This is a genomic window from Chlamydiifrater volucris (assembly GCF_902806995.1).
Classification (GTDB): domain Bacteria; phylum Chlamydiota; class Chlamydiia; order Chlamydiales; family Chlamydiaceae; genus Chlamydiifrater; species Chlamydiifrater volucris.
The window spans coordinates 863,929-884,221 of sequence record NZ_LR777654.1 but is presented as its reverse complement, the minus strand read 5'-3'; the positions used below and the strand labels follow the sequence as shown (position 1 = coordinate 884,221).

Genomic DNA, 20,293 nt, shown 5'->3' with positions numbered 1-20,293 from the left:
GCAAGCTGGTTTTTGGTTTTTATGAAATCGGTTGTGTTACTACTTTAACTTCAGTCCATGACTCTTCGGATGGAGAAGACGGGGAGCCTTCATTAACCTCTCCTAAGGGAAGGTTATCTTCGTCACAAAGCTCGATACAGACTATGCATTTTTGAGTAGTTTGGTTTAAAAGTGATTCAGGGGATTTAAGAAGTTCAGAGAGTGCTTTTAAGAGAGCTATCCGAGTCATAAAACTTATAGCTTCCACAGTTTTCTCATCTCTGTAAATAGGGTCTCCAGGAGAAGGTAAGCCCATCACCGGTAGACGGATGGTTCGCTTTCTACCAGACTCTGTTTCATCATCAGAAGACAGCGCCTGTAAACTTTTTTCTATAATAGACTTGTATTGAGAAGTATACAGAGAGGATGAGGTTTCAACTTCAGAAAGAGATTCCGGTGTTTTTACAAATCTGGTAAACGTCATAGCTTTTGGTCCAGGGAGAGATGGAGAAATATCAACATAGGGAAGAGAAACAGTCTGTCCTGAGGTTAACCAAGGAGATTTCAGGGTTGCTGTACATAGTTCGGAAACAGCCTCCTTCATTTTTACAGGGATACGGATAGCATCCATGTTTTTCGGAAACTCTGGCGATACATCTTTGCTGCCTCTCCCTAAATTCGGGGTTGCACGGGTTTCTTGCACCCACACGACAAAGTTTTGTAGCTCTCGGATTTGCTCGGGAGTTTCGTAGGTCGCTCTTGGATCGTGTACAGAGGATATTTTGGTTAATAACTGCAAATTTTTATTTTGAGAAGACTTGTAGAGAACATCTTGTTCAGTAAGTTCCAAGGTCCACCCAGTATTTAGTAGTTCTTGGATAGTAGTGTAATCGAATCTTGGCTCTCCTCCGGTAGGAAGTTTTATTACGACAGGATGTATAACTTCAGGGCCTTCCTCTGACTTAATCTTTGCAGCTTCTGATTCTTCTGAGACCACTCTAAGCTTTTCAGGAAGCTTAAATCTTTCAGGTTCCTCCTCTACTTCGGCCTCAGGGACTGGAATTACCCGCATTTCTGGGAGTACAGGCTTACGGACTTCCTCTTCCGTCTGTTTTATAGGGACAGCTTTGGGTTCTTCTACTGGTTTTTGTGGTTCTATAGGAACATAAGAACGTCTCTGGTGATCTAACACAGAGCAAACTAGAGTTATTGTTATCAAGGATGAAACCACAGCCAGGGTAAGGATGATAAATGGAGTGGTGGGGCACAGGATAGCTGAAGCGGCAACGGTAGCTGCTCCAACTAAAACAGCCAATGCTATGGTCGTAATAGACAGGATTCTTTGATGAGTAATACTTTTCTCTACTGGAGATGATTCGTTTTTTTGATTGTTTTCAGGTATGGATGGGTTCCTTAAGTGTTGTATAGAGGACATGTATACACCTAAAAGTAACAGATTTGAAAAGTGAGGGTAACCCTCTAAGGGCTACTCTCATTGTTGTAATTTAAAAAGTTAAAGCCATTTATTTTTACCTTTTTTCTGCATTTTATCTGCGAGTGCCTTAGCAGTATCAGAAAAATCTTTAGCAGCATCAGCCATAGCGCCAGACTTCTCTTCTAGCTCACTCATTTTTTTGGCTCTAGCTTCGGCCCTAGCTGCTCTGTCAGCTTTTTGTTTTTCCCAACGAGCTTTTTGCTCTTCCCTAGATTTCTTACTAGCGGATCTGGAAACTTCTTCAGAGTGGCCACCACTATGGGAGCTTGAGGAGGAAGATCTCCTTAGGAGAGGTTGTGTAGATTCTACAATTTCTTGATTTCTAGACTGTCTAGAATCCTTAACCACGTCGACCATAGTTTTTGCTAAAGCGGCCAGACCAAGGGCTGAGAAAGCTAAGGCCCCAGCTCCAGCCCCTCCAGTAGTTATAGTAATTGCGATACCTGCTGCTATTGCTGCAATAGAAGCTAGGATAATTAAAACTTGCTTGGCAATTCTAGCAACTCTCCTATTTTTTTCCTCTGCGGAAGCATTTTTCAAATTTGTCGTATTTCCTGATTGAGTTTGAATTCCTGGGTTGTTGCCAAAAGAAACATTTCCCATACTCATAAAAACCTCAAAATGTAAAAGATATACTTTCGAGACATAAATTCTATCACCTTTCAACTATTTTGATTTTATTTTTTAAAATAAAAATGAAAATTAGTTGATAATTGGGATATTTTAGTTTTATTTTGTTAAGATCTTTTTATAAAAAAGAAAAAAAGACCCCCTTTTGTTAGGAAGTCTTTATAGAAGAAAAGTAAAGATGACTTAATATCGAATTGAAATAGAACCGCTTCCAAAGAGACTAATGCCGCCAGAATCTCTTTGGGAAGAAGAGCCTTTGAAAGAAATTGACAGATTATCAAAAGCCAAGATCGTGCTCGATTCGAAAGAGAGAGTCTCTCTTCCTACAGCACACACCTTAGTTTTCCATTCTTTGTTGTTCAAAGAAAGGATAACGTCACAAACAGGATCTTTACGATAAAACTCTCTGTTATAATAGAGTTTACAACTTGTCATAGCAGAGCAATTTTTTCCTAACCTTCGTAGTTCTATAGCAACCCCTGATGGAAGAGAAAGGTTTTCCAAGCAAGATCGCGAAAATCTTCTTGGGTCATAACCAGTTTCAACAAAAGGAGATTGAATTCCCTTGAACCATTCCACCCCAATAAAAGGAGTGAGCTTCATCCAGTGTAAGCATTTAGGGTATGAGTAAGAGAGATAGGTAGAACCCCTCCACCCGGTATTTTTCCATGTGCCTTTTGTTACTCCTCGGTAACAATAGGAATCTTCAGAATTGTGTGTTTCTTCTCCATAGGATAGGGAAGAGTGTAACCCTATGGCACAGTCATTACTTTCAATAGCTACGGTAGCAGCTAATAGATCATTCTTACTCTTGGTTGGGAATCTTCCAGACTCCATTGTCCCAAGAAGTTTGGAAATACTTCCCAAAATGACTGTTGAAGGAGATAAAGGAATCTGCACGACAGCATCACCGCCAATATGCCCAAGAGAAAATCCTGCAATCTTGGAAGAATTTCCTTGGAACATCATGGAACCTTTGAGGGAGGAAGTAAGCGATATGCACCGCAATGGAAACAAATGATTATTGCTTAAGTAATTGTTCACAAAAGTTTTTTCTATCGTTTGCAAGCCGTCGAAGAGAGACCATAAGGTTGTTGGCACGAAATCTCCACATTTTTGGGGGCTGGCGGAGAAATATCCGGAGGGATGCCAGATTGCTTGCAAAACCCTAGAATTGGACTTGTTTTCCGCCCAAGAAAAAGTCCAATATCCTTGGTAGCCGTAACGATTAGCATTGACCCGAATGTTATCGATATAGAATTTGTCCGTGTTTATAGAGTCTCCTAGAAGCAAAACTTTAACTTCTTTAGGAGAAGAGGCTAGTTTGTGATCTTCATAGAAAATACCGTAAGGATCTTTAACGTCAGGAGTTCCCGATAGAGTGATACTGCCAGCTTCTTTGACGGCTATTACGGCGGGCAAAGAAGAGTCTTCGATAGGGTTTAGGCATAATTTTCGGATGAGTAAATAACCCTCGGATCCCGTTGTTTGCAAAGTTGTTCCAGAGCTAAGGCTCAAAACTCCGCCCGTTTGGTTAAAAGATTTTACGGATAGGGAAGCCCCTTTCTCCAAACGTAAGGTGCCCTGGACCAATTCCATGCTTTGCTCAAAAACAGAAGAAAAGTTTGCGGGATTTGTTTGCTCCTGCTTGGTTAAAGTCTTCCCAGAAAAAACAACGATGCCTTTTTGAGCATCGAATGGATTAATAATTACAGAACCTCCTTTTCCTAAAGAGCAAACAGGATCATAAAATAAGACACTATGATCCTTCTTGGCGCCTATCAGAAATTGGCTAGGGATACCTTCTGTGTATAGAGCATTCCTAATGGAAGCTTCAGGGTTGTTTTCAGAAAACAAGGCTTTGTTTTGATTAAAGATAATACTTCCTTCGTCGGCAGATAAGATGATGTCGGGGCGGGTTGGTTGTGTTGCATCAATGAAGACAGCTCCACCGTGTTTTTTTGATCGGTTGTTAATGAAACAAACGTCTTTATTCTCCGTTAGTAGCAAAGAACCTGAACAAATAGCCCCGCCGTTGCCCAGGCAGCTATTATCCTTGAATGATATGTTGCCTACGTTGCCGCGGAAAGAACAGTGGTTGCCAGCTATGGCGCCTCCATTGATTTGGGCAAAATTTTCTAGGAATTGGATGGAATCCTTGTTTTTAGAGAAAGAACAAATAGAATTTATGGCTCCACCTGTATGGGCCGTGTTTTTGTGGAAAAAAATTTCTCCAGAATTGCTTTCAAAATCGGTTCTACCCGTCTTATTGTAAAGGGCTCCTCCTTTCTCTGCTCGATTGTTTTCAAAAATCATACCTTGATCATTGTCTTTAAACAGAATCAGAGCATTATTGGATAGTACGGCTATAGCTCCTCCATTGGCTCCATTGAGGTTTCTTAGGGGTTCTAGATCGTCGGTGCTGCAGGAGTTGCTGCCAAATCGAATGCATCCAAAATTTCTTTCGAATTTTGCTCCAGTTTGTTCCCCACCGTCGACGAGGATAACAGCTCCACTTCCACTAGCCGTATTTCCTATAAACGAAAGTTTATTAGAATCCACGAAGGCTACTGTATTTTTGGAGAAGATAGCACCTCCCTTGGAAGCATTAGACTCAATGGAAACCGAGCGCATCTTTGAGATAGAAACGGGGCCTTCTGAGAAAATAGAAGATCCTGAAGCGGATTCTAAACGAAGAGAGTGGAAGGCCATAGATGATAGCCTAGAATTTCCTAAGAAAGTTAAGGGTCCTTCGATATTTCTGAAGGCTCCGCCGTGGTTCTTATCGTCAGTAGATAAGAAGTCTTTGAAAATCGTTTTTCGGGTTAAGCTGTAAGTTGTTCCTTCAGAAGAGGTTGTTAAAAGAGTGAAAAATAAGGGATCAGAGCCTTCTTTAACGCCTTCTAGGGGAATAGCATCTTGGATTATTGTTGATGCATGGAGATTGGAAAAAGACAATAGTACGGGGAGCAAAGATTTCCAAGAGATCGGTTTTGTCATGGTGTACCCCTAGTTCTGTTTTCGTATTAATTCTGGACTAAATCTCAAATCGAAGTCGCTCCTCGGAAGCATAACATAATGAAAAATCTAGATGAACTTAAAATAAAGTTATTTGTGAATGATAATTTTTTTTTAATCCATTTTCGATTCGGGATGAATTTTGGGCATTATCTTTTTGTTGTTGGTTATTAGAGGGGGTCTCACTATGCAGAAATCAACTTCTCCTGAGTTAGATGAAGAAGTTGAGTCTGTTTTGATGATTAGGGAGTTATTGATCAGAATTGGAGATGGATTTAGCAAAGATTTTGATTTCTTTGGAAAGATTTTTTGCTAAAACTTTTGCGTGGTTAGCAAAAACACGAGCATGGTTTTTACTATTTTTTATTAATGTTTTGCCCTGATGTTGACTTGAATTACGGATCTTACTGAAACGTCTTCGAGTTTGTTTTCCACTTTTGGGGGCAAAAAGAAGTGTAATTATTGTTGCCACAAAACCACCAAATAGGGCTCCTCTTAGCCATTTAAAATGTTTTGTAGGCCTTTTGCATTTCTGGGGCTTTCTGCTAAACATACTTCCTCATTTCCAAAACAGTTGATTAATGTTTGTTTTTCCGTTTACAGATTTTCCAGATAGCTAACCCAAGAACGATCCATTTAGCTAAGCAAGGAAGTTTTTTGGGGGAACCTTCTTCTTGGGAAACCAATGTAATACATTCTTTCTCAGAAGATTTCTCTCGCTTTTTTAGAAATGAATCGAAAATACGTTTCCCCATCAGCAAAGGAGCCAGTATTTTTGTTTCAAAGTTGATAATCCCCATTATTTTAACAAACAATTTAGAGATCTTATTTATTTTCAATAAGACACTAATTGCTAGGAAAATACAAGTCATCATGCCTACAGAGACAAGAATTCCGCATCCTGCAAGGGTTATGTGTATCCAATTATCCATAAAAAGAATAAAACACTTAATTTTATAAATTTATTTTATAATTTTAATTGGATAATAAGATAGAAGTTAATTTCTATTTCTTTTCTTTGTTTTTAAAAATAAAACGCAACTGGTTTGCTAATAGCTGGTTGCGTTCTTTAGAAGATCTAAACTCATTTAATCAGTAGAAGGCTCTAACTGAGTCTCTTGAAGTTGAACTTTTCCAGGAAATCGAACCTCTTTTCTAAGAAGGAACACTCCAAGCAAGTTAAAACAAAGCAACAGAGCCCCGGAAACGGACATCACGAGAAGCGCAGTATTTTGAGATAGGAAACAGAATAAGGGAAGAGCTATTGTTCCATATGCCAGATACAGTTTTTTCCCATGTTTTGGGTATAAGAAAGCGGCACACTTACTACCTACAAGAAAATATGAAGTAATCGTTGTATATCCCGTAACGAACAAGAATAGAGGGAGAAAAACTTTCACAAAAGGAAAGTATGTTGAGAGAGTTTTTTCCACTGTCAGAGAGGCGTTTTCCAATCCCAAAAGCCAAGATCCGGAGGCCAGCACCATAAGTAGACTTATTGTGCAGATGAAGTTATCCACAGCCATACCTACTATAGATAGTTTTGCCTGAGTTTCAGGCCGATCTGCAGAACTTTCACTTTGAATAACGGAATCGAATCCTATTCCAATATCCCCAGAGTAGGCAGCTCTGGATATTCCTTGATGAATAGTGGTGGCCAAAGAGCTTCCAGCGAACCCCGCAATAGCCGCGTGTCCTGTGAATGCTGAGTGAAAAATCGCTTTGAGAAGTTCTGGCAATTTTGAAGCTTCTAGGACTAGGATGGAAACGCCCATAAAACAGTAGACAACCATAAAGAATGGCAATACTAAGGAGCAGATTTTACCAATTCTCTGCAAGCCTCCAAGGACGGCGTAGATTACGGCGAAGAGAAGAGAAGCAATGGTGATTAACCTGGGCACTGACCAACAGTGAGACACACTATCGGCTATGACAGAAAATTGGTAGATTTCTACGCCGTAGATGCATAACAAGACGGCTACGATTATGGGGATTAAAGGTGTTCGGTAGGCTCTTTCGAGGAAGTACATAGGCCCCCCGTAAAAAACACCATCTTTGCCTAGGACGCGGAATTTAACACCTAGGTAAACTTCAGCATATTTAACTATAGAACCGAGGATCCCAGCAATCCAAACCCAGAGCATGGCTCCTGGTCCACCAATACAAGCCGCAGTTACGATTCCAACGACATTACCTATGCCGATATTTCCGCCTGTAGATGCAAAAAAAACCTTGATAGGGTGTACGCCTTTCTTGTCTTGAGAGGATCGTTGCTTAAAGGCGGAAAAAAATTCTCGGCACAGTTCGGGGAAATGGGTTATTTGGGAGAATTTAGATTTTAGAGAGAAACAAACTCCCACTGTCATAATGATAGCGAAAGCTACGTAGGACCAAAAGAAGTCATCAAAGGACTGAAGAAAGGCTAAAAAACGACCCACAAAAACTCCAAAGCTGAGGAAAAAGACAATAATTATACCAATGTGGTTCTTTTAGAGGAAATTAAGCGTTTATTTTTCTTTCCTTTCTGGGGAAAAAACAAAGCTTGACGGATAAAATAAAAGTTCCAGCAGATATAAGCATATCTGCGAAATTAAACACAGGAAAGTAGTGGGCTTTCGCGTAACTTAAACTAATAAAATCGATAACTTTTCCGTAGTAAATTAAATCTACGATGTTTCCGATGGCTCCACTGAGGATAAGGAGAAGGCCAAAAAGGTTGGCGTTGGAGACCAGATGTCTGCGAGATACTATAAAAGCACCAATTCCAATTACGATAGCTATTCTTAAAAGTAGTAGAGGGTACGTGTAGGAAGAGAAGAGCCCGAAGGCAGCTCCCTCATTAAAGGTAGGAGATATTTCTAATGTAAAATTCCAGAGAGAGGAGGAGTACAGAGGTTTTTGGAAAAACCCAAACAGAGATTTGTGCTGCTGCTGAGAGTAGAGGACCCAGAACTTGGATCCCCAGTCAATGAAGAGCATGCAAACAACAAACATGGGAAAGAGAAGAAAGACGAGCACATTTTGCTCGGCCTTAGATCGTTTTTTCATAGATTAGTTTCCTGAAAGGAGCCCTTTCTCATATTTCTCTTGGGCTTGGACGGTCATGTTTGCGTAGGGGATAGCTTTAAGTCTTTGGAGGGGGATTTCCTCCCCACTAACGTCGCAAATCCCATAAGTGTTTTCCTTAATTTTTTCTAAAGCGCGTTCAATTTGTCGAAGTAAGCCATATTCTTTAGTAGTCACTTCTAAGCTGATTGTACGATCAAAAGTTTCTGTGCCTTGGTCAGCCTGATGCTGAGAATATCCTGTAGCTTCGTTGGGCTTCTTTACCTCCTGCGCGCTTCCCTCTAAGGTGTGCGACAGTCTTGATTTCATTTCTAAAAGACGCTCTTTAAAAAACAAAATTTCTTCTTCAGACAAAGGCATTGGTTTATAGCTCCTCAAAGATTTTTTTCTACTTCAGGTGACGCGGATAAGAGCTCTTCCATGAGTTCTCCGACATCTTTGAATCTTCGGTAGACACAAGCAAATCGGATGTAGGCGATCATATCCGTCTTTTTAAGATATTTCATTACTAGTTCTCCGATTTCTTTGGTAGAAATTTCCCTATTTTGCTTCCTCAATAGTTCAGCTTTCACGTTAAATGCTATCGCATGAACTTGCTCTTGGCTAATACTTGTGTGGCAAGAAGCGGCATTGAGTCCATTTATTAGTTTTGAGTCTTGAAAATTTTCGTAGCGGCCGTCTCGTTTGAGTACTTGTATAACAAGTTCTATTGTCTCGAAGGTAGTGAACCTTTGCCCACAATGCAAACATTCTCGACGTCGCTTGATAGCGTTTGATTCCGGAGAATTTCTGGAGTCAATAACCCGCATTTCTCCGTGGTTGCAAAAGGGACATTTCATTCCCAAGATCTCCTCGTTTAGGGCAGTTTATGGAAAAAGAGCCTTTGTAATCAAAGTAAATTTTACAGAGACTAAAACAAAATATAATAAATATGTAATAAAATTTTTGAATTATTGGCATTTGTTCTTCTAACATTGTTTTTTAGAAGAGGCCATTGTAGGTAACCTTCAATAAGGTTTTCTGTTTATGACATGCTGACTGAAATTGCGGGTTTTAAGAGAAATTGGTACCATCTATAGCTTTCAAAGATCGTTCCTTGACTTAAACATAAGGTTCAGCAAGCGTGGGTTATCACCTTTTGGATAGCGGAGAAGGTAAGAAATTAGAGCAGTTTGGCTCCAAGATTGTTGTTCGTCCGTGTCCTGTTGCTATTTGGCCAAGAACAAATCCAAATATGTGGGGCAGACAAGTTTTTGCAGAATTTGTCAGGAGTGGAGAGGATGGGACTTGGAAAGGGGTTCAACAGAGTTCCTTCAATTGGGACTTTCAAGTGGAAGGACTTGTTTTTGAACTAAAATGCACTCCATTTGGTCATCTAGGGTTTTTCCCAGAACACATGAGTTTTTGGCCTTTGTTCGCTGAAGTAATCGCGAATGCTCCTGAGTGTCGCGTGTTAAATTTGTTTGCATATACAGGAGCTGCATCATTGTTTTTTGCTAAGCTTGGCGCTATTGTTAGGCATGTAGATGCTTCTAAAGCAGCTGTTCGGTGGGCGGAGAAGAATTATTTGAAGAATAGTTTTCCTAACAAAAGAATATTCTGGGTCATAGAAGATGTGTTCTCTTTTCTAAAAAAAGAAATTCGTAGAAAGAGTGTCTACGATGTAATAATTTTGGATCCGCCCACATATGGTCGAGGTACAAACAAAGAAATTTTTCGCATTGAAGAACATTTTTTCCCTCTATTGACAATGTGTAATCAATTACTGTCTTCGCGGGCCAGCTTGTTGCTAGCTTCGTCACATACTCCTGGGCATACGCCAGCTTTGGTAGAAAGATTAGTAAGAAGCGCCATCCGTAGAGAAGGGGAGTTTTTTTCCGGAGAAAGTTTTTTAGGGGAGGGCTTCGATAAAGTGCCCTCAGGGTGTTTTGCTGCATGGAAGAAGTTCTAATAACATCTAAGAACAATACTAGGGTCAAACAGGTAGTTGGATTACGTAGGAAGAGTCGCTTGCGTAAGGAAAGCGAAGAATTCTTGGTAGAGGGAATCCGGGAAGTGGAAAAAGCTATAGGTGCCGGAATAGAGATCAGGACACTTTTTGTCGATAAAGTTTCTCTGAAGGAAGGCGAAAGCGATTGGTTGAGCAAGATGGATAGTAGAATAGAGATTGTTCGTTGTTCTTCAGATGTTATGGGGTCAATGGCCTACAAGGATAGCGGAGACAAAGTTATAGCTATAGCTAGGAAGAGGCCCTTGTTGAAAGAAGAGTTTTTTAGGAAAAGAAAGCAAAAAAAACCTTTTTACTTACTGATTGAAGGTGTAGAAAAGCCGGGTAATTTTGGCGCTATTCTTAGATCAGCAGATGCTGCAGGCGTCGACGGCGTTGTTATTTGTGATTCCCCCGTAGACGTGTATAATCCCAATGTTATTAGATCTTCTCTGGGAACTTGTTTCACGGTGCCTATATGGAGTGTGGACTCCCAAGAAGCTTTTAAAACATTTGAGGATATGGGATGTCAAGTGATAGTTACGTCCCCATCAGCAGATAAAAGTTACCTTTCTTATGATTACACTTTGCCCACGGTTTTGGTTTTTGGCTCCGAAAAAGATGGGGTGTCTTCGTTTTGGTTGAATTCCAAGAGCCGTAAGGCTGTCATTCCTATGGCGGGGGCTGTAGACTCGTTGAATCTAGCGATGTCTGTGACGTTGATTTGTTATGAGGTTGTTCGTCAGAGAGTTTTATAATTAAAATTATTTTTTTTATTTTGTTTTTTATTCTATGCTTTTTTGAGTTGTAAATTAAATTTTTCTCTCTTGATACTTAATGTTTTTTTTGCGATGCTTGGCGAAACGGGATCTTCCTATTTCGGAAAATCGGTCGACTTTTACCTTGTGCGGTCATCCGAACAAGGACTTTCTGATTTGGGAGGTAATTACGAGTGACTCCGAAGAATATAAGTAAAGAGTTTCCTTCTTCTTTGTTTATGATTTATCGCACGCTGTGTTTGCGATTGCTGCAAAGGAGAAGACCCTCGGTGTTTTTTGCAATTCTTTCTTCAATATTTGCTTTTTGCTCTGGGCTTCATCGCTTTGTTTCTATCTTTAGGAAAAAGGTAGCAGCGGGTATCCCTGTTGTCTCAGTAGGAAATATTGCTATTGGAGGTACGGGCAAGACTCCCATGGTAGCTTATCTCGCGGAGTTTTTCTATTCCCAAGGGCTTCGTTGCGCTGTTTTATCCAGAGGGTACAAAGGAAAGTTGTCCTCTAGATCAAAGTCTGTGCTAGTCAATCCATCTCTGCATACGGCTCAAGAGGTGGGAGATGAGCCATTTATGTTATCGCAAAAAATCACAAATGGTTTTGTGATTGTAGGAAAAAATCGCTTGCTTTCAGTCAAGAAAGCAGAAGAGTTAGGATGTGATGTGGCCATTCTTGATGATGGGTTGCAGTACTTTCCTTTAGAGAAGCAAGCGAATATTATTGTTGTTAGAGGAGAGGATCCTCTAGGAGGCGGAAAGTTTTTCCCAAAAGGTCGTCTGAGAGATCGCCCCAAGGCCTTAAGATCGGCAGACCTAATAGCCATTAATGGTGAAACTTCGGAAGAATCTTTACGTGCGCTAGAGGATTTTAAAAATATTCCTAGAATTTATTTTCGACAGGTCTTCGATAAACTTTTAATTGTGCATGGTGAATTGCAAAACAAAGGTAATAGTAATGATTTGTTGAAAAATATTGGTGTCAGTGTTTTTTGCGGATTGGGTTCTCCAGAAAGCTTCATTCGTACTGTAGAAGAATGTGGAGCTAAAATATTGGTTAAATATGTTCTGCCTGATCATTCACCGATCACTAAAAAGGAATTACGATTTCTTTCAGCGAAAACAGCTTTACGCAAGGGCGAAATTTTGCTTTGCACGGAAAAAGATTTCGTCAAGATGCCAGATCTTTCTGGAGAAAAGAATCTACTACCTATAGGAGTAGTTTGTTCGAAAGCAAATGTTGATGGGAATCAGAAATTTTTAAGTGATCTCCTTAAAAAAATCTGTCGCTCATGCGAAAGGAGAAAAAAATGAAATTATGGATGAAAATACTACTAGGTTTGCTTATCGGCGTTATTTCCGGGTTGGCTTTTGGAGATAAGGCTGTTCTAGTGAAACCCATAGGGGATGTTTTCCTGAATCTCTTAAGTATGGTGGTGTACCCTCTAGTATTTGCCTCCATGGTTGTTGGAATAGCTTCTATTAGTGATCTTAAAAAATTAGGGCGTATAGGGATTAAAAGTCTGAGTCTCTACCTGCTAACGACGGCTGTAGCTATAGCTATAGGTTTGATTTTTGCTAGTCTTTTTAAGCCCGGGAGCGGTTGTGTGATTGATGAGGTCGCCTCTTGGGTTGCGCCAAAAGCGAGTGCCAGAGCTTCAGAAGTTATTGTAAATCTTTTTCCATCCAATCCTGTTCGGTCTTTTGTTGAAGGGAATATATTACAAATTATTATTTTCTCTCTGTTTTTAGGAATATCTATTCGTTTGGCTGGAGATAAGGGATTAGCTCTTGAAAAATTGTTCAACAGTGCCTCTGAAGTTATGTTGCAGATGATCAACTTGGTTATGGAGTTTGCTCCATTTGGAGTAGCGGCTTCTATGGCTTGGATATCAGGAATACATGGGGTTAGTATCCTGTTACAACTCGGTAAATTTTTAGCTGTATTTTATTTGGCTTGTTTCGTTCACGCTGTTCTAGTTTTTGGTAGTTTGATACGTTTTCGTTGTGGCAGTTCTTTCTCAGGTTTTTTACGAGGTATGATGGACGCCATTGTTTGTGCGGCTTCCACGGCTAGCAGTTCCGCCACACTACCTATCACTATGAAATGTGTTTCTGATCGCATAGGAGTTTCCAAAGAAATTACGGGCTTTGTCTTGCCTTTGGGTGCTACAGTGAATATGAATGGAACGGCTATTTTTCAGGGTATGGCGGCCGTATTTATTGCTCAGGTGTACGGTTTTTCTCTGTCGTTCTATAGTTTAGTCATGTTAGTCATTACGGCCACTTTTTCTGCTGTAGGAAGTGCTGGTGTTCCTGGGGGGGGTATGATTACTCTTGGCTCGGTGTTAGCCTCAGTAGGGCTTCCTGTTCAAGGGGTGGCTATCCTGGCTGGCATCGATAGGTTGAGAGATATTGTGGGTACCCCAATGAACATTTTAGGAGATGCTGTGGTTGCAGCTTGCGTTCATGCCGGAGAGAAAAATCAAGATAACTTTTCTTTAAGTTCAAAGGAAACTTGTGAGTCAGAAATGATAGGTTTAGCAGAAGGACAATAACGTATGGTTTTTTTGTTCAAATTTCCCAAAATAGGAGAAACCTCCTCCGGAGGAATCGTTATTCGATGGTTCAAACAGGAAGGAGATGTTGTCTGTTCTGATGAACCGTTGTTAGAGGTTTCTACAGACAAGATTGCTACGGAGCTTCCTTCTCCTGTTTCAGGGAAACTTGTTACCATTCTGGCCAAAGAGGGTAAAGAAGTTGGCGTTTCTGAAGTGCTTGCTTATATCGAAACTTCTGCGGAAATTCAAGATGTGTCAGATAGCAAATCAGTTTGTCCCAAGAGCCAAGATCAAGATATACAAAAGTTATCAGAGGTTAAGACGTTAAAATCCTCTTCAAGGAAAGGCATCTCTGCATGGTTTTCTCCTGCTGTTTTAAGTTTAGCCGAAAGATCCGGGATAGATCTCGAGGAGCTCAGGGGGCTTGTGGGAACAGGGATAGATGGAAGAATTACAAGGAAAGACGTAGAAAGCTATCTTCTTTCTAAAGAGGAGCAAGTAAGCAGTGGCTCTTCTGATGGCGCACCTGTTGTAGATGAAAATCGAATACCTTTGTCTCCCCTAAGAAGGGCTATAGCCTCTTCATTAGTAAAAGCATCGGATGAGGTTCCCCATGCTTCTTTGGTTGTGGACGTTGATGTTACGGGTATGGTCAACTTAATAGCAGAGGAAAAAGAACGGTTCATGGAAGCTCATGGTGTCAAATTGACTGTCACGAGTTTTATCGTTCAGTGCTTAACAAAAGCTTTGCAGCAATTTCCTTTGCTCAACGGTTCCATGGAAGGGGATACTATTGTTGTTAAAAAGTCTATCAATGTGGGGATTGCTGTTAATCTCAACAAAGAAGGTGTAGTCATTCCAGTTATTCGAAATTGTCAGGAGAGAGGCCTTGTTAGTATTGCAAAAGCATTAGCAGATCTTTCTGCAAGGGCTCGAGCAAACAAACTCGATCTTTCTGAAGTAAAAGACGGCAGCGTAACTTTGACTAATTTTGGAATGACGGGAGCGCTTATAGGCATGCCCATAATCCATTATCCAGAAATAGCAATTTTAGGTATTGGAACAATACAAAAACGAGTGATGGTCAAGGAAGATGATTCATTGGCTATTAGAAAGATGATGTACATTACGCTAACTTTCGATCATAGAGTCATTGATGGCATTTATGGCAGTGAATTTTTAACGGCATTGAAAAATCGTATAGAGTCTGTTACGATTAGCTAGTGAGGGTTCACTGACAAGGGTGGTTAATGTCTGAAAACAGAGGCGTGGGGTGTTGTTACCTAGTTATGAAAGAAGTTTTGTCTTTGCAAAAATCAGGTATGGACAACTTCTTCTCCTCTTTTGACCTTAGCCTTGCCTCTCCGCTGGTAGAAAAGATTCTAGGAAGTTCGGGAAATTTGTTTTTTTCTGGGGTAGGAAAGAGTGGGTTTATTGCTCGAAAAATTGCAGCTACGTTCCAGTCATTCGGAGAAAGAGCTTTTTTCTTGAATGCGGGAGATGTTCTTCATGGAGATTTAGGAGCAGTTCGTGAAGGTGATATCGTTGTTTTGTTGTCTAACAGCGGCGAAACGGAAGAACTAGTAAAGCAGATCCCGTATTTCCAAAATAAAGGTTCTGAAGTTTTCGTTGTTACCTCGGGAGCTTATTCTAGAATGGCTTTTCTGGCGGATTTTGTAATTACCCTTCCTTCTGCAAGAGAGATAGATGCCTTTCATTTAGCTCCAACAACTTCCACACAATATCAGCTTTTATTAGGGGATTTCCTGGCTACAACAGTTGCTAGGGTTCGTAAGCTTTCCTTTGAGGATTATGGGAATAATCACCCTGCGGGGACTATCGGATTTCGGGCCAATGCGAAAGTTGAGGATGTGATGTCTCCCTTATCATGTGTGCCCATCTGTTCGACTGGTTGTTCCGTCAGAAAAGCTTTGGAGATTATTTCTTCTGGAGGTTTTGGTTGTGTACTTGTTTTGGGGCTTGAGGGAACTTTGGAAGGCATATTTACGGACGGAGATCTGCGTAGGAATTTGAGAGAAAAGGGCAATAACTTTCTTGACCTACCTGTGACCGAGGTTATGACTAAAAATCCTCGGCTAGTATTGAGAGAAGCCTCTATACATGATGCCTTGGAAGACATGGAAGCCGGCTCGCCAGTTACGGTGCTGCCTGTCGTGGACTCCCTAAAGAAACGTCAGGTAGTGGGACTTCTTCATATGCACACACTAGCTCGTCATGGGCTTTTATTATTATAAAAATTCGGAAGAGAGAGTAAGCTGGATTCTGTCAAAGAAGGCCTCAGCCTTCGATGGGCAATCATTCATCTAGGGAATCCGTCGCCGAATTCCTCAAGCGATTCTCAGAGGCTCGCTTGCCCGAAAAGCAAGCTTTCGCAGAAACAATAGCCTCCTCCCTTGCTTCGGATAGGGTTTGCATGCACACCAAGTCACCTTGATGTCTCCGATTCTCAAAATCAGAATTTTCAGCCTGTCTTATTAGCGGAGAAACCGCTAAAAGCGGAATGTTTTCTGTTGCACTTTCCGTAACCTTGCGGTCCCCAGAATTTCTCTGGTATCCTCTCTTCTGAAGTCCAGACTTTCCTCTCCTCCCTTAACTGAGGCGAACCCCCTTCCAGGAGCAGCGATTGCCTTTCTCTTCCGATAACTTTTAAACAGCAGATTTCCTGCGGCGACGTTTTGCTGTACCTTCTTGAAGATTTTCTGAAGATTCTTGCCAATAAAGAATTCGAGAGCAGTGCTCGCAAAAAATTAACCGGTCTCTTTTTCTTACAAGGTTCTCGTGTTGAGGTGTAAGCACAATATGGCAACCACTGCACACACGATTTTCTATTGGTACAACAACCCTATCTAATTTGTTTTTCAGCAACCGTTCATATATCTTAAACAGTTCTGGATTACTTTGTTGAGTCAGTTCAGACCTCTGTTCTAAAAGAGAGCGGCCTTCCTCATTAATCTTCCGGATGCTTTCAGTGATTTCTTTTTCAATGGACTCGCTGCTAGATTCCGTGGACTGTAAGCTTTCTCTTAGAGAAACAACCAGATCTTCGATTGCAGCCTGCTTATCCATGAGGTCACTGACCTGATGCTCCAAAGATCGACGTTCCTTACTGGCGTTGGTCATTTCTTGGGTTAACGCGTTGAACTCATCCATCTTCTTCACAGCTGCTTGTTGACTTTCCAATTTGTTAATCTGTTCAGAAACTTCTTGAATGCGAGCTTCACCTTCTCTAATCTTTTCTCGGAGAACAGAGACTTCCTCTTCTTTTTCGGAAACTTTTCTTCGAATATCCATTTTCAAGGACTGAACCTTCGACAGCTCCTTGCGGTGTTCTTGCTTCACCCGCATGAGACGAATCATTTTGATATCAAGTTCTTGAATACTTAGAATGACTTGAAAAGCGTCTTGCATTTTCCTTCCTTCTGAAATAAGCCAGCTTAGTGATAACCCTAGCGGAGCTTCTCGATCGCTTTGTCACGCGAAAAACCCCTCCCATCAACCGTGGTAATATAGAGAAAAGACTAATTTAGCTCTTTTCTTCTAAGAAGTAAAGAAGCTTTTTCTAGCTTGCAAGCAATCAAAAAATTCTTTGCTTGGGAAAAGGAAGAGTAGAGTTGTCTTTTTTAAGGGTTAATATTTTTTATTTAAATAAGGAGAAATTTTCGTGATATTTTTGGAGTTCTCGAGCAGTAATTTCACCAATACAGGAATATCTTTTTTTTTCTATGAAGGGATGTTGACTGACATATGCTCGAACTCCGGAGGGACTAGTGAACAAGAATTCTTGGTAGAAGTCTAGATAATGCTTAGGTAGTTTGTTAGGCAGCATGCTGTAGAGGAAACAATGTTTATGAGGGATGCTATGCGTAGCCATGGTGTTTAAAAGAATTTTTCTAGCTAAAAAGGAGGAGGGATAAAGAACTAAAGAGTTAGGGGATAGCGTTGGGAGTAATGATGCAAGACTTTCTGCTATAGGATGTTCTGATTCTTTAATAGAGATGGATTGAGAGATGTAGGTTCTCAGTACTTTGGATGTAGTTTGACCTATCGATAGATACTGGAGTTTTTTAATGAAGTACTGATACCCCAAGCTTATAGCAGTTTTGGCAAAAAGTTTAGCTGCGGAAGGGCTAGTTATCAGAACGTGGGTTGAATAGGGAATACTCTTAAACAAGCGACGAGTTTTTGGTGAGGAAAGAGCCATTTTCTTTACGGAGAGGATAGGGAAGAACGCAGCATTTAAAGATGAGGCTGTATGTCGGTTTTGTCCTAAGTAGAGTTTTCTAGGCTTTTGTCTTGAAAAATGCGAGGTTTTTGGCATAGCAACAGGGGAGGATTTTCTTGTTTTCTGGTCCTGGATTAAAGCTAAGCATTCAAATTTTTGGAATAAAAATTAAGACGAAAATCGTTATTTTTTTTGTTTGCAAAACCAAAAGAATATGCAGTAAGATGCTCCGATCTGGCACTCAAGTGCTGAGTTCATGACGTTAGGCTGAAAGAAATTGGACTATAAGCTGTTCGAGGGGGTTGTTTCGTCCTTTCGTGAGTCAGGGCAGGCAGGTCTAGCTTGCTGGTGGGGCTTTGCTTTTTTGTCCCTATGGGCGGTGTCGGGATTTTTCGTGTTTTCACTTTGGAGGATGCAACATGTCTACTCTTTTGAAAGGTTTTTTCGATAAAGGATCTGTCCCGAAGGATAAAATGGCAGCTCTAGCGTATTTAGCTTCTTTAGATCACTTGTTGCAGCATGTTCCATCCGTTGGGAAGAAAATCATCGATGAATTAAAGGCTCAGAGATCACGTTTGAAGCTGATCGCTTCTGAGAATTATTCTTCATTATCCGTTCAGCTCGCTATGGGAAATTTGCTAACGGATAAATATTCGGAAGGAAGCCCCTTCAGGCGTTTTTATTCTTGTTGCGAAAATGTAGATGCTATTGAGTGGGATTGTGCGGAAACGGCTAAGGAGTTGTTCGGTGCAGAGTACGCATCTGTGCAGCCACATTGTGGGGCTGATGCTAATCTCTTGGCTGTTATGGCTATTCTAAATGATAGGGTTCAAGGAGATATTGTATCTAGGTTGGGTTATAAGACGGTCAATAATCTTTCCGAGGAAGAGTATGATAGGTTGCGTAGGGAGCTAATGGACGTTGTTTGTCTGGGTCCCTCAATGAATTCTGGAGGGCATCTGACCCATGGAGATGTTCGATTGAATATCATTTCTAAACTTGTGAAATGCAGATGTTATGGGGTAAATCTAGAGACAGAACGTTTTGATTATGACGAGATAGCTCGTAGGGCTAAAGAGGTAAGACCGAAGATTTTGATTGCCGGTTATTCAGCGTATTCCCGTCGTTTAGATTTTTCCATTCTTAAGCAGATAGCAGATGATGTAGGGGCAGTTCTTGTTGCTGATGTGGCTCATTTTGCTGGGTTAATTGCCGGGGGCGTGTTTTCTGGGGGAGAGAATCCTGTGCCTTATGCAGATATTTTGACAACAACCACTCATAAAACTTTGAGAGGGCCTCGAGGCGGGCTGGTATTATCTAAAGCAGCTTTTGCCTCTACTTTGGATAAAGCATGTCCCATGATGATGGGAGGTCCCTTGCCTCATGTTATCGCAGCCAAAGCTGTGGCCCTCAAAGAGGCTTTGTCTGTAGATTTTAAAAAATATGCTCATGCTGTTGTAGAAAATGCTAGAGCACTAGCCGACAGGTTAATGGTTGGAGGGTTACGGCTGTTGACGGGGGGGACGGATAATCATATGGTGCTTGTTGATGTTTCTGCAATAGGTCTTACAGGAAGAATTGCCGAGGACATTTTGGGAGCTGTTGGCATTTCTGTGAACAGAAATTCTATACCCACCGATGAGCCTGGTAAATGGGATACTTCAGGGATTCGTTTGGGGACAGCCGCCTTAACAACTTTGGGAATGGGTGTTCATGAGATGCATGAAATAGCGGATATCCTCGTTAAAGTGTTGCGAAATATTGTTGTGAAACATAATGTCGACGGTAACAGTAATAAAAAATTTGGAGAGCTTCCAGAGAACATTAGTCAGGAAGCCAAATCGCGGGTCCTTGATTTGTTGGCCCGGTTTCCATTATACCCGGAAGTAGATCTTAGCGTTCTTGAACAGTAAGGAGAAAAAAATTTATGCCTTCCAATGAAGAATCTTTTCACAATTTGCGAGACGTTATTGAGCGCAAAATTTTAGAGTCGAGACGTATATTCTTTTGCGAGCCTGTAACGGAAAAAAGCTCTTCGGAAGCGATCAGAAAGCTCTGGTTTCTAGAAATGATAGATCCTGGAAAACCGATTACTTTCGTTATCAATAGTCCTGGTGGTTCAGTGGATGCAGGCTTCGCTGTTTGGGATCAAATTAAAATGATAACATCTCCAGTCACGACTGTGGTTACGGGTTTAGCAGCCTCCATGGGATCTGTATTGAGCTTATGTGCGGAACCTGGACGACGCTTTGCTACTCCTAATGCTCGCATTATGATTCACCAACCATCTATTGGAGGAGCCATAACGGGGCAGGCCACGGATTTGGATATTCATGCTAGAGAGATTCTTAAAACTAAGGCCCGTTTGGTAGACCTCTACGAAAAGGCAACAAAACAACCTAGGGATGTTATAGAAAAAGCTATAGATAGGGATACGTGGATGACAGCTGATGAGGCTAAAGCTTTTGGTCTTTTGGACGGGGTGTTGTTTTCGTTTAATGATTTATAATTCTGAGAATTGGCTGCTGGTCATATAAAATAGAAT

General features: G+C 41.0%; 19 protein-coding genes, 1 other RNA gene and 1 pseudogene. 9 read left to right on the top strand and 12 right to left on the bottom strand.

Translation table 11 applies throughout. The annotated features are described in order from the left end of the window. Nucleotides 1-19 precede the first annotated feature (19 nt). The 3 genes from KJA62_RS03645 to KJA62_RS03635 all read right to left on the bottom strand — a co-directional run bounded on the left by KJA62_RS03645 (nucleotide 20) and on the right by KJA62_RS03635 (nucleotide 5,104). Nucleotides 20-1,414, bottom strand: coding sequence for a hypothetical protein (locus tag KJA62_RS03645; protein ID WP_213318662.1), 1,395 nt, complete (start codon nucleotides 1,412-1,414; stop codon nucleotides 20-22). Between the two features lie 78 nt (nucleotides 1,415-1,492). Continuing rightward, nucleotides 1,493-2,083, bottom strand: coding sequence for a hypothetical protein (locus tag KJA62_RS03640; protein WP_213318661.1), 591 nt, complete (start codon nucleotides 2,081-2,083; stop codon nucleotides 1,493-1,495). A 204-nt stretch (nucleotides 2,084-2,287) separates the two neighbouring features. Further along, on the bottom strand, nucleotides 2,288-5,104 hold the full coding sequence (locus tag KJA62_RS03635) for a polymorphic outer membrane protein middle domain-containing protein (RefSeq protein WP_213318660.1): 2,817 nt from the start codon (nucleotides 5,102-5,104) through the stop codon (nucleotides 2,288-2,290). A 205-nt stretch (nucleotides 5,105-5,309) separates the two neighbouring features. On the opposite strand from KJA62_RS03635, the gene KJA62_RS05235 reads away from it, so the two are divergent. Then, nucleotides 5,310-5,438: a hypothetical protein gene (locus KJA62_RS05235; protein ID WP_425513841.1), complete on the top strand. Its 129-nt coding sequence runs from the start codon at nucleotides 5,310-5,312 to the stop codon at nucleotides 5,436-5,438. A 30-nt stretch (nucleotides 5,439-5,468) separates the two neighbouring features. Here the strand turns inward: KJA62_RS05235 and KJA62_RS03630 are convergent. The 6 genes and pseudogenes from KJA62_RS03630 to nrdR all read right to left on the bottom strand — a co-directional run. After that, nucleotides 5,469-5,675: pseudogene (locus KJA62_RS03630) on the bottom strand (YtxH domain-containing protein); the annotation flags it as partial. A gap of 25 nt (nucleotides 5,676-5,700) precedes the next feature. Next, a complete protein-coding gene (locus KJA62_RS03625; RefSeq protein WP_213318658.1) occupies nucleotides 5,701-6,054 on the bottom strand; it encodes a hypothetical protein in 354 nt (117 codons plus the stop codon). A 156-nt stretch (nucleotides 6,055-6,210) separates the two neighbouring features. Beyond that, entirely contained in the window at nucleotides 6,211-7,560 is a 1,350-nt protein-coding gene (locus tag KJA62_RS03620; protein WP_213318657.1) for an amino acid carrier protein, read from the bottom strand. Nucleotides 7,561-7,621: 61 nt separating this feature from the next. Continuing rightward, nucleotides 7,622-8,170: a signal peptidase II gene (gene lspA, locus KJA62_RS03615; RefSeq protein WP_213318656.1), complete on the bottom strand. Its 549-nt coding sequence runs from the start codon at nucleotides 8,168-8,170 to the stop codon at nucleotides 7,622-7,624. A gap of 3 nt (nucleotides 8,171-8,173) precedes the next feature. Next, nucleotides 8,174-8,548 carry a TraR/DksA family transcriptional regulator gene (locus KJA62_RS03610; RefSeq protein WP_213318655.1) on the bottom strand — a complete coding sequence of 125 codons (375 nt, stop codon included), beginning with the start codon at nucleotides 8,546-8,548 and terminating at the stop codon, nucleotides 8,174-8,176. A 14-nt stretch (nucleotides 8,549-8,562) separates the two neighbouring features. Then, nucleotides 8,563-9,027, bottom strand: a complete 465-nt coding sequence (nrdR, locus tag KJA62_RS03605) for a transcriptional regulator NrdR (protein WP_213318654.1) — start codon at nucleotides 9,025-9,027, stop codon at nucleotides 8,563-8,565. Nucleotides 9,028-9,311: 284 nt separating this feature from the next. Between nrdR and KJA62_RS03600 the strand changes: the two genes are divergently transcribed. The 6 genes from KJA62_RS03600 to KJA62_RS03575 all read left to right on the top strand — a co-directional run bounded on the left by KJA62_RS03600 (nucleotide 9,312) and on the right by KJA62_RS03575 (nucleotide 15,760). Then, nucleotides 9,312-10,139: a class I SAM-dependent methyltransferase gene (locus KJA62_RS03600; protein ID WP_213318653.1), complete on the top strand. Its 828-nt coding sequence runs from the start codon at nucleotides 9,312-9,314 to the stop codon at nucleotides 10,137-10,139. Beyond that, nucleotides 10,124-10,933 carry a TrmH family RNA methyltransferase gene (locus KJA62_RS03595; protein ID WP_213318652.1) on the top strand — a complete coding sequence of 270 codons (810 nt, stop codon included), beginning with the start codon at nucleotides 10,124-10,126 and terminating at the stop codon, nucleotides 10,931-10,933. The genes KJA62_RS03600 and KJA62_RS03595 overlap by 16 nt, the downstream gene beginning before the upstream one ends. Nucleotides 10,934-11,172: 239 nt before the next feature. Beyond that, nucleotides 11,173-12,258, top strand: coding sequence for a tetraacyldisaccharide 4'-kinase (lpxK, locus tag KJA62_RS03590; protein ID WP_213318651.1), 1,086 nt, complete (start codon nucleotides 11,173-11,175; stop codon nucleotides 12,256-12,258). After that, nucleotides 12,255-13,502, top strand: a complete 1,248-nt coding sequence (locus KJA62_RS03585; protein ID WP_213318650.1) for a dicarboxylate/amino acid:cation symporter — start codon at nucleotides 12,255-12,257, stop codon at nucleotides 13,500-13,502. The genes lpxK and KJA62_RS03585 overlap by 4 nt, the downstream gene beginning before the upstream one ends. A gap of 3 nt (nucleotides 13,503-13,505) precedes the next feature. Beyond that, nucleotides 13,506-14,729: a dihydrolipoamide acetyltransferase family protein gene (locus KJA62_RS03580; protein ID WP_213318649.1), complete on the top strand. Its 1,224-nt coding sequence runs from the start codon at nucleotides 13,506-13,508 to the stop codon at nucleotides 14,727-14,729. A 26-nt stretch (nucleotides 14,730-14,755) separates the two neighbouring features. Further along, nucleotides 14,756-15,760: a KpsF/GutQ family sugar-phosphate isomerase gene (locus KJA62_RS03575; RefSeq protein ID WP_246481893.1), complete on the top strand. Its 1,005-nt coding sequence runs from the start codon at nucleotides 14,756-14,758 to the stop codon at nucleotides 15,758-15,760. A 1-nt stretch (nucleotide 15,761) separates the two neighbouring features. On the opposite strand, the gene rnpB is transcribed toward KJA62_RS03575, so the two are convergent. From rnpB to KJA62_RS03560, 3 genes are all read right to left on the bottom strand, one after another. Next, nucleotides 15,762-16,165: RNase P RNA component class A (rnpB, locus tag KJA62_RS03570), an RNA gene on the bottom strand. A 7-nt stretch (nucleotides 16,166-16,172) separates the two neighbouring features. Continuing rightward, nucleotides 16,173-16,934 carry a zinc ribbon domain regulatory protein CdsZ gene (cdsZ, locus tag KJA62_RS03565; RefSeq protein WP_213318648.1) on the bottom strand — a complete coding sequence of 254 codons (762 nt, stop codon included), beginning with the start codon at nucleotides 16,932-16,934 and terminating at the stop codon, nucleotides 16,173-16,175. Between the two features lie 229 nt (nucleotides 16,935-17,163). Next, nucleotides 17,164-17,844, bottom strand: a complete 681-nt coding sequence (locus tag KJA62_RS03560) for a uroporphyrinogen-III synthase (protein ID WP_213318647.1) — start codon at nucleotides 17,842-17,844, stop codon at nucleotides 17,164-17,166. Nucleotides 17,845-18,167: 323 nt separating this feature from the next. On the opposite strand from KJA62_RS03560, the gene KJA62_RS03555 reads away from it, so the two are divergent. Together KJA62_RS03555 and KJA62_RS03550 are read left to right on the top strand one after the other, a co-directional pair. Beyond that, nucleotides 18,168-19,661, top strand: a complete 1,494-nt coding sequence (locus tag KJA62_RS03555) for a glycine hydroxymethyltransferase (RefSeq protein WP_213318646.1) — start codon at nucleotides 18,168-18,170, stop codon at nucleotides 19,659-19,661. 14 nt (nucleotides 19,662-19,675) lie between these two features. Continuing rightward, nucleotides 19,676-20,257: an ATP-dependent Clp protease proteolytic subunit gene (locus KJA62_RS03550; protein ID WP_213318645.1), complete on the top strand. Its 582-nt coding sequence runs from the start codon at nucleotides 19,676-19,678 to the stop codon at nucleotides 20,255-20,257. The last annotated feature ends 36 nt before the right edge of the window (nucleotides 20,258-20,293 follow it).

Excerpts from the sequence above, each read along its gene's own strand:
- KJA62_RS03645 (WP_213318662.1), bottom strand. The coding sequence starts at position 1,414 with ATGTCCTCTATACAACACTTAAGGAACCCATCCATACCTGAAAACAAT.
- KJA62_RS03640 (WP_213318661.1), bottom strand. The coding sequence starts at position 2,083 with ATGAGTATGGGAAATGTTTCTTTTGGCAACAACCCAGGAATTCAAACT.
- KJA62_RS03635 (WP_213318660.1), bottom strand. The coding sequence starts at position 5,104 with ATGACAAAACCGATCTCTTGGAAATCTTTGCTCCCCGTACTATTGTCT.
- KJA62_RS05235 (WP_425513841.1), top strand. The coding sequence starts at position 5,310 with ATGCAGAAATCAACTTCTCCTGAGTTAGATGAAGAAGTTGAGTCTGTT.
- KJA62_RS03625 (WP_213318658.1), bottom strand. The coding sequence starts at position 6,054 with ATGGATAATTGGATACACATAACCCTTGCAGGATGCGGAATTCTTGTC.
- lspA (WP_213318656.1), bottom strand. The coding sequence starts at position 8,170 with ATGAAAAAACGATCTAAGGCCGAGCAAAATGTGCTCGTCTTTCTTCTC.
- KJA62_RS03610 (WP_213318655.1), bottom strand. The coding sequence starts at position 8,548 with ATGCCTTTGTCTGAAGAAGAAATTTTGTTTTTTAAAGAGCGTCTTTTA.
- nrdR (WP_213318654.1), bottom strand. The coding sequence starts at position 9,027 with ATGAAATGTCCCTTTTGCAACCACGGAGAAATGCGGGTTATTGACTCC.
- KJA62_RS03595 (WP_213318652.1), top strand. The coding sequence starts at position 10,124 with ATGGAAGAAGTTCTAATAACATCTAAGAACAATACTAGGGTCAAACAG.
- lpxK (WP_213318651.1), top strand. The coding sequence starts at position 11,173 with ATGATTTATCGCACGCTGTGTTTGCGATTGCTGCAAAGGAGAAGACCC.
- KJA62_RS03585 (WP_213318650.1), top strand. The coding sequence starts at position 12,255 with ATGAAATTATGGATGAAAATACTACTAGGTTTGCTTATCGGCGTTATT.
- KJA62_RS03580 (WP_213318649.1), top strand. The coding sequence starts at position 13,506 with ATGGTTTTTTTGTTCAAATTTCCCAAAATAGGAGAAACCTCCTCCGGA.
- KJA62_RS03575 (WP_246481893.1), top strand. The coding sequence starts at position 14,756 with ATGTCTGAAAACAGAGGCGTGGGGTGTTGTTACCTAGTTATGAAAGAA.
- cdsZ (WP_213318648.1), bottom strand. The coding sequence starts at position 16,934 with ATGCAAGACGCTTTTCAAGTCATTCTAAGTATTCAAGAACTTGATATC.
- KJA62_RS03560 (WP_213318647.1), bottom strand. The coding sequence starts at position 17,844 with ATGCCAAAAACCTCGCATTTTTCAAGACAAAAGCCTAGAAAACTCTAC.
- KJA62_RS03555 (WP_213318646.1), top strand. The coding sequence starts at position 18,168 with ATGTCTACTCTTTTGAAAGGTTTTTTCGATAAAGGATCTGTCCCGAAG.
- KJA62_RS03550 (WP_213318645.1), top strand. The coding sequence starts at position 19,676 with ATGCCTTCCAATGAAGAATCTTTTCACAATTTGCGAGACGTTATTGAG.